The sequence below is a fragment of the Mycobacterium gordonae genome (genome assembly GCF_017086405.1).
In the GTDB taxonomy this organism is placed as follows: domain Bacteria; phylum Actinomycetota; class Actinomycetes; order Mycobacteriales; family Mycobacteriaceae; genus Mycobacterium; species Mycobacterium gordonae_D.
This window is the reverse complement of the sequence record NZ_CP070973.1, coordinates 5,528,378-5,542,896: the sequence shown is the minus strand read 5'-3', so window position 1 is coordinate 5,542,896 and position 14,519 is coordinate 5,528,378. Positions and strand designations below refer to the sequence as shown.

At 66.8% G+C, this 14,519-nt stretch carries 14 protein-coding genes; 6 read left to right on the top strand and 8 right to left on the bottom strand.

The window, feature by feature from the left end:
• Positions 1-62: 62 nt before the first annotated feature.
• Together pruA and JX552_RS23535 are read left to right on the top strand one after the other, a co-directional pair.
• Positions 63-1,694, top strand: coding sequence for an L-glutamate gamma-semialdehyde dehydrogenase (pruA, locus tag JX552_RS23540; RefSeq protein ID WP_205874249.1), 1,632 nt, complete (start codon positions 63-65; stop codon positions 1,692-1,694).
• Entirely contained in the window at positions 1,694-2,653 is a 960-nt protein-coding gene (locus JX552_RS23535; RefSeq protein ID WP_205874248.1) for a proline dehydrogenase family protein, read from the top strand. The genes pruA and JX552_RS23535 overlap by 1 nt, the downstream gene beginning before the upstream one ends.
• On the opposite strand, the gene JX552_RS23530 is transcribed toward JX552_RS23535, so the two are convergent.
• The 8 genes from JX552_RS23530 to JX552_RS23495 are packed head-to-tail and all read right to left on the bottom strand — an operon-like array spanning position 2,639 to position 9,365.
• Positions 2,639-3,259: a TetR/AcrR family transcriptional regulator gene (locus tag JX552_RS23530; protein WP_205874247.1), complete on the bottom strand. Its 621-nt coding sequence runs from the start codon at positions 3,257-3,259 to the stop codon at positions 2,639-2,641. The two genes, JX552_RS23535 and JX552_RS23530, sit on opposite strands and share 15 nt — an antisense overlap.
• Before the next feature lie 8 nt (positions 3,260-3,267).
• Positions 3,268-4,437 (bottom strand): lipid-transfer protein, encoded by a 1,170-nt coding sequence (locus tag JX552_RS23525; protein ID WP_205874246.1) that lies wholly within the window; start codon positions 4,435-4,437, stop codon positions 3,268-3,270.
• A complete protein-coding gene (locus tag JX552_RS23520) occupies positions 4,434-4,901 on the bottom strand; it encodes a MaoC family dehydratase (protein ID WP_205874245.1) in 468 nt (155 codons plus the stop codon). Before JX552_RS23520 ends, JX552_RS23525 begins: the two co-directional genes overlap by 4 nt.
• Positions 4,898-6,013, bottom strand: coding sequence for an acyl-CoA dehydrogenase family protein (locus JX552_RS23515; protein ID WP_205874244.1), 1,116 nt, complete (start codon positions 6,011-6,013; stop codon positions 4,898-4,900). The genes JX552_RS23520 and JX552_RS23515 overlap by 4 nt, the downstream gene beginning before the upstream one ends.
• Positions 6,014-6,015: 2 nt before the next feature.
• Positions 6,016-6,414, bottom strand: coding sequence for a Zn-ribbon domain-containing OB-fold protein (locus JX552_RS23510; protein ID WP_205874243.1), 399 nt, complete (start codon positions 6,412-6,414; stop codon positions 6,016-6,018).
• Positions 6,414-6,956, bottom strand: a complete 543-nt coding sequence (locus tag JX552_RS23505) for an FAS1-like dehydratase domain-containing protein (protein ID WP_205874242.1) — start codon at positions 6,954-6,956, stop codon at positions 6,414-6,416. The genes JX552_RS23510 and JX552_RS23505 overlap by 1 nt, the downstream gene beginning before the upstream one ends.
• Positions 6,953-8,158 (bottom strand): acyl-CoA dehydrogenase family protein, encoded by a 1,206-nt coding sequence (locus tag JX552_RS23500; protein ID WP_205874241.1) that lies wholly within the window; start codon positions 8,156-8,158, stop codon positions 6,953-6,955. The genes JX552_RS23505 and JX552_RS23500 overlap by 4 nt, the downstream gene beginning before the upstream one ends.
• A 4-nt stretch (positions 8,159-8,162) precedes the next feature.
• Complete coding sequence (locus JX552_RS23495; protein ID WP_205874240.1) at positions 8,163-9,365, bottom strand: cytochrome P450; 1,203 nt, start codon at positions 9,363-9,365, stop codon at positions 8,163-8,165.
• Positions 9,366-9,535: 170 nt separating this feature from the next.
• Between JX552_RS23495 and JX552_RS23490 the strand changes: the two genes are divergently transcribed.
• The 4 genes from JX552_RS23490 to JX552_RS23475 all read left to right on the top strand — a co-directional run bounded on the left by JX552_RS23490 (position 9,536) and on the right by JX552_RS23475 (position 14,504).
• Positions 9,536-11,002, top strand: a complete 1,467-nt coding sequence (locus JX552_RS23490) for an aldehyde dehydrogenase family protein (protein ID WP_205874239.1) — start codon at positions 9,536-9,538, stop codon at positions 11,000-11,002.
• Positions 10,999-13,254 (top strand): CaiB/BaiF CoA transferase family protein, encoded by a 2,256-nt coding sequence (locus JX552_RS23485; protein WP_205874238.1) that lies wholly within the window; start codon positions 10,999-11,001, stop codon positions 13,252-13,254. The genes JX552_RS23490 and JX552_RS23485 overlap by 4 nt, the downstream gene beginning before the upstream one ends.
• A gap of 17 nt (positions 13,255-13,271) precedes the next feature.
• Entirely contained in the window at positions 13,272-13,481 is a 210-nt protein-coding gene (locus JX552_RS23480; protein ID WP_205874237.1) for a hypothetical protein, read from the top strand.
• Positions 13,482-13,595: 114 nt separating this feature from the next.
• The gene (locus tag JX552_RS23475; RefSeq protein ID WP_205874236.1) at positions 13,596-14,504 is read left to right on the top strand and encodes an alpha/beta fold hydrolase; all 909 of its coding nucleotides are present in this window, start codon (positions 13,596-13,598) and stop codon (positions 14,502-14,504) included.
• Positions 14,505-14,519 lie beyond the last annotated feature (15 nt).

Here is a 14,519-nt window from a genome sequence, read left to right as displayed (position 1 = left end):
AAAGCTGCGATCTTGTCTGATCGGCCAACCGATGGGCCTGTCTCGGCGGGCATCCTGACGAAATGGACGCGATCACCCAGGTGCCGATGCCGGCAAATGAGCCGGTGCACGACTACGCTCCGCAGTCACCCGAACGCACGCGGCTGCGTGCGGCACTGACAGCCCTGGCCGACCGCCCGGTCGACCTACCGCACGTGATCGCCGGCAAACACCGCATGGGCGATGGTGAGCACATCGACGTGGTTGCGCCGCATCGGCATGCCGCGAGGTTGGGCACGCTGACCAACGCCACGCATCGGGACGCATCAGCCGCGGTCGAGGCGGCCACTGCCGCCAAGGCTTCGTGGGCCACCACACCGTTCGACGAGCGCGCCGCGGTCTTCCTGCGGGCGGCCGACCTGCTGGCCGGGCCCTGGCGGGAAAAGATTGCGGCCGCCACCATGTTGGGCCAGTCCAAGTCGGCGTATCAAGCAGAAATCGACGCGCCGTGCGAGCAGATCGACTTCTGGCGGTTCAATGTCGCGTTTGCCCGCCAGATCCTGGCGCAGCAGCCGATCAGCGGTCCGGGGGAGTGGAACCGCAGTGACTACCGCCCGTTGGACGGCTTCGTCTACGCGATCACCCCGTTCAACTTCACGTCCATCGCGGCCAATCTGCCGACGGCGCCGGCCCTGATGGGCAACACCGTGGTGTGGAAGCCGTCGATCACGCAGACGCTGTCGGCCTACCTCACCATGCAGCTGCTCGAGGCGGCCGGCCTGCCGCCCGGTGTGGTCAACCTGGTGACCGGGGACGGTCTGGCGGTATCGGATGTGGCGCTGCGTGATCCGCGGTTGGCCGGCATTCACTTCACCGGATCGACGGCGACATTCCAGCACTTGTGGCAGCAAGTGGGCGCCAATATCGCCGGCTATCAGAGTTATCCGCGGCTGGTGGGGGAGACGGGCGGCAAGGACTTTGTGCTCGCGCACGCGTCGGCGCGCCCGGATGTGTTGAGCACCGCGCTGATTCGGGGTGCCTTCGATTACCAGGGCCAGAAGTGTTCTGCGGCGTCGCGGGCGTTCATCGCCCATTCGGTGTGGCAGCGGATGGGCGACGACTTTCTGGACACCGTAGGCACGTTGCGCTACGGAGACATCACCGATCTTTCCAACTTCGGTGGCGCCGTGATCGACCGGCGCGCCTTCACCAAGAACGTCGACGCCATCGAGAGGGCCAAGGGCGCGGACGGCGTCACCATCGCCGTCGGCGGCGAATACGACGACAGCGAAGGCTATTTCGTGCGCCCCACCGTGCTGCTGTCCGACGACCCGACCGACGAGGCGTTTGCCACCGAATACTTCGGGCCGCTGCTGTCGGTGCACGTCTATCCCGATGACCAGTACGACCGGATCCTCGACGTGATCGACACGGGCTCGCGATATGCGTTGACCGGAGCGGTGATAGCCGACGAACGCCAGGCCGTGCTGACCGCACAGGAACGGTTACGCTTCGCCGCCGGCAACTTCTACGTCAACGACAAGCCGACCGGAGCCGTCGTGGGACGCCAGCCGTTCGGCGGATCGCGCGGATCCGGCACCAATGACAAGGCCGGCTCACCGCTGAACCTGCTGCGCTGGACGTCGGCGCGAACCCTCAAGGAGACGTTCGTCCCGGCCACCGACCACACCTACCCGCACATGGCGGTGCACTGATGGCCGGGTTGTTCGCGCACACCCTGCGTCCGGCACTGCTGGCGGCCAGTCGGGTCGAGCGATTGCGCCGCGCCGCGGATCGCTCGGCGCTGACCCGCCGGGTGGTGCGCAGGTTCGTACCAGGGGACAGCCTCGATGAAGTTGTGGAAGTCGTTGTGGCGCTGCGTGATTCCGGGCGCTATATTAGCAGCGACTACCTGGGCGAGAATGTCACCGACGCAGACGACGCGGCGGATACGGTGCGGGCCTACCTCGGTCTGCTCGATGCGCTGGGACGCCGCGACGACTGCGCCTTCGACGGGGTTCGGCCGCTGGAGGTGTCGGTCAAACTGTCGGCGCTGGGTCAGGCGCTGGATCGCGACGGTCAGAAGGTCGCGCTGGAGAACGCCCGCACCATCTGCGAGCGGGCGCAGGCGATCGGCGCCTGGGTGACGGTGGACGCCGAGGACCACACCACCACCGATTCGACGTTGTCGATATCCGGGGACCTGCGGGTCGATTTCCCCTGGCTCGGAACGGTTCTGCAGGCCTACCTACGCCGTACGCACGGTGACTGCGCCGAGCTGGCGTCTCAGGGAGCACGGGTCCGACTGTGCAAGGGCGCCTACGACGAGCCCGCTTCCGTGGCTTACCGGGACACCGCCGACGTTACCGACTCGTATCTGCGCTGCCTGCGGGTGCTCTTCGCCGGCGGTGGATACCCGATGGTGGCCTCACACGACCCGGCGATCATCGCAGCGGTACCTGCCCTGGCGAGCGAATTCGGCTGCGATGCTTACGAATACCAGATGCTCTACGGGATCCGCGACGCCGAACAGCGGCGGCTGGCGGCGACGGGCAACGCGGTTCGGGTCTACGTGCCGTTCGGCACCCAGTGGTACGGCTATTTCATGCGCCGACTGGCCGAGCGGCCGGCGAATCTCGCGTTCTTCGTGCGGGCGCTGTCAGCGCGTACGTGAGGCGCCGCGGCCCGGTCGCGAGGAGTCGTTGGCGAAGCCGCGCACCACATGCGCGCCGACGAACTCAGCGACGACGGCAGGGTCGTCCATGTCCCGAATCGGCGACGCCGTGCTGAATAGCGAGAACAGAATGCGTGCGAACCACTCGCCGGCCGCCTGCACATCGAGGTCTTTGCGGACCTCGCCGGTGAGCTTGGCAGCCGAGAGGTAGGGCGCGAAGAAGTCGATGCATTCGCGCAGCAGCACCGCGGCGTCCTTGGTGAGCAGCAGACTGATCGCGTCTTGGTCGAAGTACTCCTCGGAGGCGATGGCGCGCCGCGCCTGCGTGACGAAAACCGCTGCGTTGGAGAGCTTTTCCTCCAGTGAGCCGCCGCGGTCCATGGCGCGTGACATCTCGCGGTAGAACTGCTCGGAGGCGTGCTCGGCACAGGCTTCAAGGATGGCGCCCTTGTCGCGGAAGTACTCGTAGATCGTGCTGCGGGAGACGTTGGCCGCCCGCGCGATGTCCACGATCGTCGTCTTCAGCAGCCCGTGTTTGCGAAAACACGCATAGGCGGAGTCCAGGATGAGTTCGCGCGTGTCGGTCGACGCAGATGCCTGGGTCATGACCCCACCTAGCCGGCGCCGGCGAGAATCAGGCCGCTGGTGGGCACCCCGGTACCCGAGGTGACCAGAACGTGCTCGACGTGCTGCACCTGGTTGTAGGAGGTTCCCCGGATCTGACGGACGCCCTCGGTGATGCCGTTCATGCCGTGGATGTACGCCTCGCCGAGCAGCCCGCCGTTGGTGTTGATCGGGAAGTCGCCGCCCAGCGAGAGCCGTTCGATGGTGGCGAAATCCTTCGCCTCGCCCCGGCCGCAGAAGCCCAGCTCTTCCAGCTGGGTGAATACGAACGGGGTGAAATGGTCGTAGATGAACGCGGTTTGGATGTCGGCGGGCTTGAGGCCGGAATCCCGCCACAGCCGGTCGGCGACGACACCCATCTCGGGTAACCCGGTGATGTCGTCGCGGTAGTAACTCGTCATCATCTCGCCGTTGGCGGCCGCGCCTTGGGCCGCCGCGGTGATAATGGCCGGCGGCTGACGCAGGTCGCGCGCGCGTTCGGCGCTGGTGATCACCAGCGCGACACCGCCGTCGCTCTCCTGGCAGCAATCCAGCAGTCGCAGCACCGGTTCGATGATCCACCGCGAATTCTGGTGGTCCTCCAGCGCGATCGGACGCTCGTAGAACCAGGCGTCGGGATTGCGGGCCGCGTGGGCGCGGTCGACGACGGCGATACGGCCGAAGTCTTCGTTGGTGACCCCGTAGGTCGACATGTACCGCTGCGCGTGCATGGCCACCCACGCCGCGGGGGTGAGCAAGCCGAACGGCGCATAGTGCGCCATGAACAGCGGCATCCCCAGGTCGGTGCGTCCGCTGCCGCCGAAGCGGAACCCAGAGCGCTCGTTGAAGGCACGCCAGCACACCACCACGTCGGCCACTCCGGTGGCGACGGCCATCGCGGCATGCACGACGGTGCCCGCCGCCGCACCACCGCCGTGGTGAACCCGGCTGAAAAAGCTCAGGTCACCGATGCCCACGTTGCGGGCGATCTCGATCTCGTCGCTGGAATCCATCGTGAACGTGACCATGCCGTCGACATCGCCGGGCGCCAACCCGGCGTCGTCAAGCGCGGCGCTGACCGCCTCACACGCCAATTGCAGTTCGCTGCGCCCGGATTCCTTGGAGAACTCGGTTTGGCCGATTCCCACGATGGCCGCAGCACCTGGCAGGGTGCTGCTCATCGCGCGGCCCCGTCCAGCAGGCTCAGCACCGCGGTGCCGGAGACATGGTCGCCGAGGCTGTTGGCGGCCCGGAACGTCACTTCGACGAAGTTCTCGCCTGCTAGATCGGCCGAGCTGCCTTCGGTCTTGCCGGTCACCGTGCCCGTGAAGCGCAGCGGGTCGTCCGGAAAACACGGCACACCAAGGCGAATCGACAGTTTCTTGATCATCGTCTCAGGCCCGGCCCAGTCGGTGAGGAAGCGCACGCAGTAGCCGTTGCTGGTCAGGATATTCATGAACAGGTTGGGCGAGCCCTGCTTGTTGGCGTAATCGCGGTCGTGGTGCACGGGCATGAAGTCGCGCGAGGCGATCGCGCCGGCGACGATCATCGTTGTGGTGATCGGGATTTCGAGCGGGGTGACTTCGTCGCCCTCGGAGATGTCCTGCCATCTCAGGGTGGTGGTGCGGCTGTCGGTGGTGGTCATGCGGGTCCTTCCGAATACCTCGCGCCATATGTTGCGCCGAGTTGGGCAAGTTGTTGAGACGCCGGGCCCAGGGTCAGTTCGTTGTGCTTGGCCCACAGAAAATAGCGGTGCAGCGGATAAGTCGTGTCGATCCCGATGCCGCCGTGCACCTGCTGGGCGGTGGCGGCGACGCGGGCCCCCGCTTCGCAGGCCCAGAATTTGGCGATGCGGGCTGCCCGCTCGGCCGGACGTCCGTTGGCCAGCAGCCAGGCCGCATGCCAGGTGGTCCACCGGATCGCTTCGACGTCGATGAAGGCGTCGGCCATCCGCTGCTGCACGGCCTGAAAGCTGCCGATCGCCCGGCCGAACTGTTCACGCTCGCTGGTATAGCCAGCCGCGATGTGCAAGGCCCGGTCGACCACGCCGAGTTGAATGGCGCATAGCGCGACCAGGGCGCGGGTGTGCAGCGACTCGATGTCACCGTCCAGCCGTTCCTGATCGGAAACCGTTGCACCGTCGATGAATACGTCTGCGTGCGGTTCGCGGTTGGTGGTCGGAACGGGCCGCACCTCGACACCGCGAGCATCGGCGGCCAGCAAGAACAGCCCCACCTCACCGTCGTCCGTCGTAGCCGGAATCAGCACGGTGTCGGCCAATTGCGCGGCCGGCACGAGCTCCTTCACACCGTCCAGGCGCCAGGTCCTTCCGTCGCGGCGGGCAGACGTGCTCGGAAACCGGGGATCGGAGCGGCCCGGCTCGGCCAGCCCCGCGGTGAGGATGCGCTCGCCGGACACGACGCCGGGCAGGTAGCGCTGCTGTTGTTCTGGATCACCGTGCCGGGCAATAGGATCTGCGCCGAGCACCAAGGTGGCGAAGGCCGGAACCGGGGCCACCGCCCACCCCACCTCGGCCAGCAAGACGCCCAGCTCCACGAAGCCGCCGCCGTTACCGCCCATCGATTCCGGCAGTGCGGTGCCGAGCAGGTCGACAGCGGCAAGCTCGGTCCACAGAGCCTCGTCATAACGGACTGCGGATTCGAGTTCGGTGAGTCGCGCCGGGGTGGCGCGGCGCTCGAACAGCTCGCGGGCGAGCTTGGCGATCGTCTCCTGCTCGTCGGTGAAGGTGAAGTCCATGGTCAGCTACCCGGCCGGAACTGATGCAGCACCAGGTCGTCGTTGAAGCTCTGGAAGTAGACCTCGACGGGCATCCCGACGGTCACATCGGCGGGGTCGATGTCGGTCAGGTTGCTGACCAACCGGATGCCTTCCTCGAGTTCCACCAGTGCGACGACGTAGGGGTAGTCGAAGAACGGGAACCGGGGTTCGTGTGGCATCACGAAGCTGTAGACCGTGCCCCGACCGGTCGACTCGACCGTGTCCCAGTCCAGTGAGCGGCAGTGCGGGCACATCGGCCGTGGCGGGTGGCGCAGCTCACCACAGCCGCCGCAGCGCTGGATCAGCAACTTGTTCTCCCGCAACCCGTTCCAGAAGAACTCGCTGTCGGGGCTGATCGTGGGCGGCAGCCGGGTGGCCATCAGTTGGCCGGCCTGAAGCGCAGGACGCGGAATCGCTGGCGGCCCAGCACTTCACCGTGTTGATCGGTATAGGTGGTCAACCAGGTCAGGAAGAATCCGGTGCCCAGAGCGGTCGTCTTCTCGTCGGAGACCGACTCGTAGACCGCCGTCGAACTGATCACGTCGCCCAACCGGGGATAGCGTTCGATCTCGAACTCGGAGTTAGTGGCCACCGTGCTGGTGTAGCCGGCCTCGTCCAGGAATGCCGTTGGGTTGGATTTGATTTCGACCGGGGCGCCACCCCGCTCACCGATTCCTTCGAGTTTCGGGGATGGCATGATCCAGGTCTGCAACATCACCGGTGGCGACACGATGCCGCCGAACCGTGTCGTCGCCGCGAATTCGGGGTCGAGGTACACCGGGTTGAAATCGGCGAGCGCGTGCGCCCAGTGCCGGATCATCGGCTGATTGACCGGATCGGGTGCCAGCTGGGGCTTCCCGGTTCCGCCGGTGGGCTGGCCTACCAAGGCCCGTACCTTGGCTAGCAGCTCAGCATCTGTCACGCAGATCCTCCTCCTGACTTCTCGGTTGCTCGCAGATCACGCGGTGCCCGTGGCATGCCCAGGCCGGCCATGGCGATGATGTCACGCTGAATCTCGTTGGCGCCGCCACCGAAGGTGTTGATGACCGCGTGCCGGTACGCCGTTTCCAGTGCACCCCGCAGCGGCGCCTGGGCGCCGCGGCGTATCCCGTTGCCGTCCAACACCTCCAGTAGCTGCCGGGCCACCTGCTGGGTGAGTTCGGTGCCGAATACCTTGGCCGCGGACGCTTCGCCCATGTCCAGGATGCCTTTGGACATCGCGGCGTTCACCCGCAGATTGACGAGTTTGTAGGCGGCGACCTGGGCTTCGACCCGGGCCAGCGCGAGTTGCACCCAGGGCTGGTCGATGACCCGGCCCCCATCGAGTTCGGTGGTGGTGGCCCACTGCAGGGTTTTATCGAACAGCGGCTCGAGCGCGCCGAGGTTGCCCAGCGCGGCACGTTCGAAGTTCAGCTGGGTGGTGATCAGCTGCCAGCCCCGGTTCTCTTCGCCCACCAGCGCGCTCACCGGCACCCGGACGTTGTCGTAGAACGTGTAGAAGGTGGATATGCCGGGCATGGTGTGCAGGGTTTGCCAGGAGAAGCCGGGCGACGAGGTAGGCACGATCAGGATCGAAATGCCTTTGTGCTTCTTGGCATCCGGGTCGGTGCGGACCGCCAGCCAGATGTAGTCGGCATAGGCTGCGCCGCTGGTGAACATCTTCTGGCCGTTGATGACGTACTCGTCCCCGTCGCGGACCGCGGTGGTGCGTATCGACGCCAGATCGCTGCCCGCCCCAGGTTCGGAATAGCCGATGGCGAATTCGACGCTGCCGTCCAGGATGGCCGGCAGGAACCGTTGCTGCTGCTCCTCGGTACCTTGCTGCATCAGCGTCGGGCCCACCGTATTCAGTGTCACCAACGGGATCGGCGCGCCGACCCGGCGGGCCTCCTCGGAGAAGATGAACTGCTCGATCGCCGAAAAGCCCCGCCCGCCATATTCTTCGGGCCATCCGACGCCGAGCAGGCCGGCCTGCGCCAGCGCGCGCACGGTGTCCCGCACCGCGGGACCACCCTCGATGTTGTCGCCGATCGCCGCCGTGCGCTCGGGCGTCATGACCCGCTCCAGCGTCGCGCGCATCTCGGCGCGCAGCCGTTCCTGTTCGGGGCTGTATTCGAGGTGCACCGGCTCAGGCTCCAAGCCGCACGGGCATCCGCTTCACCCCGGGCACCATGGTGGCTTTCATCCGGTCGACCTGTCCGACGAGTTCGAGCCGGGGAAAGCGGCGCAACAACTCCTCGAAGAACACCGTCGCTTCCAACCGCGCCAATTGCGCTCCGATGCAGGAATGTTCGCCACACCCGAACGCGATGTGCGGATTGGGGTGTCGGGTAACGCGGAATTCCTCGGAATCAGCGCCGAAGACGTCCTCGTCCCGGTTGGCCGAGCCGTACAACATGGTGACCACCTCACCCTCGCGGATCAGTTGGCCGCGGATCTCGGTATCGGCCGTCGCCACGCGCGACATGCTGACCACCGGGCTGGTCCAGCGCAGCATCTCCTCGACGGCACCCGGGATCGAGGTCGGGTTCTGCATCAGTGACTGGCACTGATCGGGGTGGTCGATCAGGGCCAGGGTGCCCAGCGCGATCAGGTTGCGGGTGGTCTCGTTTCCCGCGACCAGCAGCAGGAAGGAGAAGTTGAGCAGATCCTCGTCGGTCAGCCGGTGCTCGTCGATCTCCGCCGCGCACAGCACCGAGAGCAGGTCGTCGCGCGGTTCGACGCGCCGGACGGCGATCAGCTTCTGGAAGTACTCGAACAGCTGTCCGATGGCTACGAATGCGTCGAGCTCGATCTCGGGATCGGCAGTGCCGGTGGCGGCGTCCGACCAGGCGCGGAATTGCTCCCAGTCCTCCGCCGGGGCGCCGATCAGTTCGGCAATCATCCGGGTGGGCAAGGGGGCGGCGAGCTCCTCGGCGAAGTCGTGCACCGAGCCGGGCTCCACCTGGTCGAGGATCCCGCGCACGATCTCGCGGATCTTCGGCTCGAGCACGGCGACGCGACGCCGGGTGAAACCCGCGTTGATCAGCTTGCGCATCTGCCGGTGCCGCGGCGGATCGGTGAAGATGAGGTTGCCCGCCTGCACTGGATTAGGCACCTGGGGATCCGGTATCGAGATGCCTTTGGTGGAGGTGAACAGCGCCGGGGTGCTCGAGACGTAGCGGATGTCTTCGTATTTCAGCAGGGCCCAGAATCCGGTGACGTCGTTCCAGTGCACCGGAGACGTCGCGCGCAGCTCCCGATAGGTCGGATAGGGGTCGCCTGCATAGAAGTCGGGGGAGTGTAGCGGAGCATCGGTGAGCACGGCACGCCTCCCTGCGATCCGACACATTGCCATGAAGTGTCTTGTGGACCGTGTTTACTCCGAGTCGTGTACCGCTGTCAACACAAGGACAAAGCAATGGAATAGTGGGTGATTCATCGTGGGCGATGATTGACCCCAGATCTCGACGGGTGTACACCAGGTTGATAGATGACCGACATTTTGGGGTGAGGAAGCAGATGGCCGAACTACCGCCCACCGGACTGATCGACACATACCAGCTCTACATCGACGGCCGTTGGGTGGAACCCGAAGAGGGTCGCTACGACGACATCTCGCCGGCCACCGAGCAGGTCATCGCCACCGCGCCGGACGCGAGCGTCGGGCAGGTCAGCGACGCGGTGGCCGCCGCCCGTCGGGCGTTCGACGACGGACCGTGGGCCGCGATGAGCGCGGAGCAGCGCGGGAACTGCCTGGGCCAGCTCGGCGACGCACTGGCCAAGTACGCCGATGACTTTTTCGCGCTGGCCCAGGTGGAGTGGGGCTGCACCGCGAACGAGCGCATGATGCAGATCGACGGTGCCGCGTTCATGTCCATGCATGCCGCGCAGCTCGCCAAGCAACTGGCCGATCAGTCCGTCACCGGGATCGGCGCCGGCACCACGGTGCTGCGGCACGTGCCTCTCGGCGTGGTCTCCGTCCTGACGCCGTGGAATTTTCCCCACCTGCTCAACGTGATGAAGCTGAACCACGCGCTGACCGCGGGCAACACCGTGGTCCTCAAGCCATCGCCGCTGACACCGCTGGCCGGGCTCGCCCTCGCGCGAATCATCGACGAGCACACCGATTTCCCGCCCGGGGTCATCAATGTCGTCACGCCGTCGGGCATGGAGGGGGCCCAGCTGCTCACCACCGATCCGCGGATCGACATGGTTAGCTTCACCGGCAGCACCGTCGTCGGCCGCCAGGTGATGTCCGCCGCGGGGGACACGATGAAACGGCTCCTGCTGGAGCTCGGCGGAAAATCGGCGTGCATTGTTCTCGATGACGCCGAAGTCACCGACGACATGCTGCAACAGATGCTCTTCGACTGTTGCTCAATGCATTCCGGGCAGGCCTGCGTTCTGCAGAGCCGCCTGTTGCTGCCCGATAGCCGGTACGACGACGTGGTCGAGCGGCTGGTCACGCTGGCGCGGGCCGTGAAGGTCGGCGATCCCACCGATCTCGATGTGCAGATGGGACCGCTGATCAGCGATGCGCAACGCGGCCGGGTGGAGGCGCACGTCGCGGCGGCGCTGAACGAGGGCGCCAGGCTGGCCACCGGCGGCCGTCGGCCTGCCGCATTGAACACCGGCTTCTACTTCGAGCCGACCATTCTCACTGACGTGGAACCGGACTCCACGATCGCCCAAGAGGAAGTGTTCGGACCCGTCCTGAGCGTGCTGCGCTATCGCGACGACGACGATGCGGTCACCATTGCCAACAACTCCCGCTACGGCCTGTCCGGGTCGGTGTGGGGCGGTGACGTGGATCGCGCGGTGCGCGTAGCCCGCCGTATCCGGACCGGTCAGGTCGCAATCAACGGGTGCGGGGCCGGCGCCGCCCCCTTCGGAGGCTTCAAACTCAGCGGTCTGGGCCGGGAGGGCGGCGGGATCGGCGGGGTCTATCAGTACATGGAGCAGATGGCGATCGGGGTTCCCGCGTGAGCGGACCCCTCACGGGGCTCCACGTCGTCGAAATCGCCACCCAGATCTCCGGTCCTTATGCCGCAAAGCTTCTCGTCGATCTTGGTGCCGAGGTCATCAAGATCGAACCGCCCGAGGGCGGTCCGCTGCGGCGATGGGGGCCGCTCCCCGGCGACGTACCCGGTGAACCGGGTGGCCTGTTCGAGTATCTCAATGCCGGCAAGCGCGGTGCGACAGTGGATTTCGACGCACCGACCGGGCAGGCGGCTGCCCGTGAGCTCATCGCCGGCGCGGATCTGCTGATCGAGAACCTGCCGCCCGGAACTCTGCGGGCCCTCGGACTGACTCCGGCGGTTGCTAAAACGTTGCAGGTCAGTATTTCTCACTTCGGCCAGGCGGGACCGTGGCGGGACCGTGCCGCTACCCCGCTGACCATGCAGGCGGTGTCGGGATGGATCAGCGCCCGGGATCCCCAGCGCCCGCCGGTACAGGCCGGTGCCCGGATATCCGAGTACGTCGCGGGAGCCTACGCCGCGCTCGGGGCGTTGACGGCGTTACGGCTCGGTGGTACGGGCCGCGTGGTCGACGTGTCCGAGTTCGAGTCGCTGCTGTCGACGCTGCCGTATCCGATGCTGATGTCCGAGCGGATGCGCAGCCTCGGGTTGCCGCCGAATGTGCGGTCGGCGCCGATGCTGGGCGTGGTGGCCGCGGCCGACGGCTGGGTGGGCATCAATTGCCTGACCGGGCAGCACTGGCTCGATGTGTGCGCCATGCTGGGATTGCCCGAGTACGGCGAGCACCAGGTCGCCATCATGCTCGGCGGTCCCGAACGCGCCGAGTTCTTCGCCAGGGCGGAGCCGCTGCTGGCCGGGCGCTCCGTCGCCGACACCGTCGAACTCTGCCAGGCGATGCGCATCCCGGCCGCACCGGTCAACGATGGTGCCACCGTGCTGGAATGCCCGCAGTACGCCAAGCGCGGCTTCTTCATCGAGACTGCAGGCTTTCGGCGTCCCGGTGCGCCGTTCCGGCTGTCGAAAACCCCCGTGGCATCACCGCGGCCGGCACCACGGCTCGGCACGCGCACCGAGTGGTCCACTCGGGCCGCATCCTGGTCACCGGTGCCGGGTTGCATGCCTTTCGCCGGGCTGCGGGTGCTGGACTTGTCCACCTTCTGGGCCGGCGCGTATCTCACTTGCTATCTGGGGGCGTTCGGCGCCGACATCGTCAAGGTCGAGTCCATTCAGCGTCCCGACGGGCACCGCTATTCGGGCGCCTTCCCGTTCGAAGGCCGGGACTGGTACGAACGCAGCGCCCTGTGGCAGGCCACGAACCTCAACAAGAAAGACCTCACGCTGGACCTGACCTCGCAGCGCGGACGCGAGATCGCGTGCCGACTGGCCGCCGACGCCGACGTCGTCGTGGAGAACTTCTCCCCGCGCGTGGTCGAACAATTCGGTCTGGACTACGAGTCGCTGGTGGCGATCAAGCCGGACGTCATCGCGGTGCGGATGCCTGGTTTCGGGCTGGAAGGTCCGTGGCGCGACTACGTCGGCTGGGCGCTCAACATCGAACAGACCTCCGGAATGACGGCTGCGACCGGCTACGCCGAGGGGCCGCCGTGCAACCTGCAGGGTCCGGCCGATCCTGTCGTCGGCGTGCACGCCGCCGTGGCACTGCTGGCCGCATTGGAGCATCGGCGCCGCACCGGTGAGGGCCAGCTGGTCGAGATCGCCCAGATCGAGGTCGCCGCCTGCCTCACCGCGGAACCGGTGATCGGATACTCGATGAACGGTATCGTTGCGCCCCGCTCGGGCAACCGGGCCCGCGGGTATCTGCAGGGCGTCTACCCGACGAGCGAAGAGGACGTCTGGGTTGCGGTGTCCGTGCCCGACCAGGGCGCGCTCGACCCTGACATGTTCGACGAACTCGTCGCGGGCTGGACTCGCACCCAGAGCGCCGCAGCTACCGTCGAAAAGCTACGGGCGCAGGGTGTTCCGGCTGAACAGGTGGCCACCGGCGACGCCATGTACGAGTTCGCCCAACTCGGCGCGCGGCGATTCTACGAAGAGTTCACCCACCCGGTCACCGGTCCGCGACGGTATCCCGGCTGGCCGTTTCGCATCACCCCCGGGCCGGCGAGTCACCACCGCACCGGTGCGCCGACCCTGGGCCAGCACAACGACGAGATCCTGCGCGGCCTCGGTCTGTCCGACGACGAACTGGCCGTCCTGCGTGAGCAACGGGTGATCGGGGAGCGGGTGCTGCACGGCTGAGGATCTACCGTTGCGGGGTGACGTGGAAGAGGTGCGAGGGTAGAGCCATCGCGGACAGTGCCCTTGGCGACGACGCCCGGGACGCCCAGCTCGAGGACTACATCCGTATGCACAACCCCCAGCTGACCGACATCCGGCTGGCAGCGGCGACCCCGCTCGACGAATCCGACATCAGCGTGCAGCCGCCCCGGCGGTGGTACCGCGTCGTCTATCTGGCCAACGACTGAACCTCGCTGAACTGCGCCTTTCCGTTATCCGATGCGAGAATGTATCGGATATCACGTTCTGAAACGGCGGGAAAGTAGTGCGTCGCGGCCCCTTCGCATGACAAGCTGCACGGCATGGTTGTCGCGATTGCCCGTCCCAAGATCGAAGGAAGCATCGCCGTCGGCGAAGACCGGCAGATCGGCTTCGCCGAATTCGGCGCGCCGCAGGGACGCGCGGTTTTCTGGCTGCACGGCACCCCCGGGGCGCGCCGGCAGATCCCGACCGAGGCCCGTGTCTACGCCGACCACCACGACATTCGCCTGATCGGCGTCGATCGGCCCGGCATCGGCTCGTCGACGCCCTATCAGTACGAGGCCGTCTTAGCATTCGCCGACGACCTGCGTGCCATCGCCGACACCCTGGGCATCGACAAGATGGCCGTCGTCGGACTGTCCGGCGGGGGCCCGTACGCCCTCGCCTGTGCGGCCGGGCTGGCCGATCGCGTGGTCGCGGCCGGTGTGCTCGGTGGCGTGGCGCCGACCCAGGGACCGGACGCGATCAGCGGCGGCCTGATGAACCTCGGGCTGCGCGTCGCGCCATTGCTGCGGATCGGCGGCACCCCTTTGCGGCTGGGCGCGAGCCTGATGATCCGGGCCGCCCGTCCGATCGCCTCCCCGGCACTGGACGTCTACGCGCTGCTCTCACCCGAAGCCGACCGTCATCTGCTCGCCCGGCCCGAGTTCAAGGCGATGTTCCTCGACGATCTGCTCAACGGCAGCCGCAAGCAGCTTGCCGCGCCGTTCAACGACGTGATCGTCTTCGCCCGCGACTGGGGATTCCGGCTCGAGGAGGTGACTGTCCCGATCCGCTGGTGGCACGGCGACCACGACCACATCATTCCGTTCTCGCACGGGGAGCACGTCGTGTCCCGGCTGCCCCACGCGGAGCTGTTTCACCTGCCGGGTGAGAGCCACCTCGCCGGGCTCGGCCGCGGCGAGGAGATCCTGGCCACCCTGATGAAAGTTTGGGACGAGGAGGCGTGATGACGCTGGCCGAAG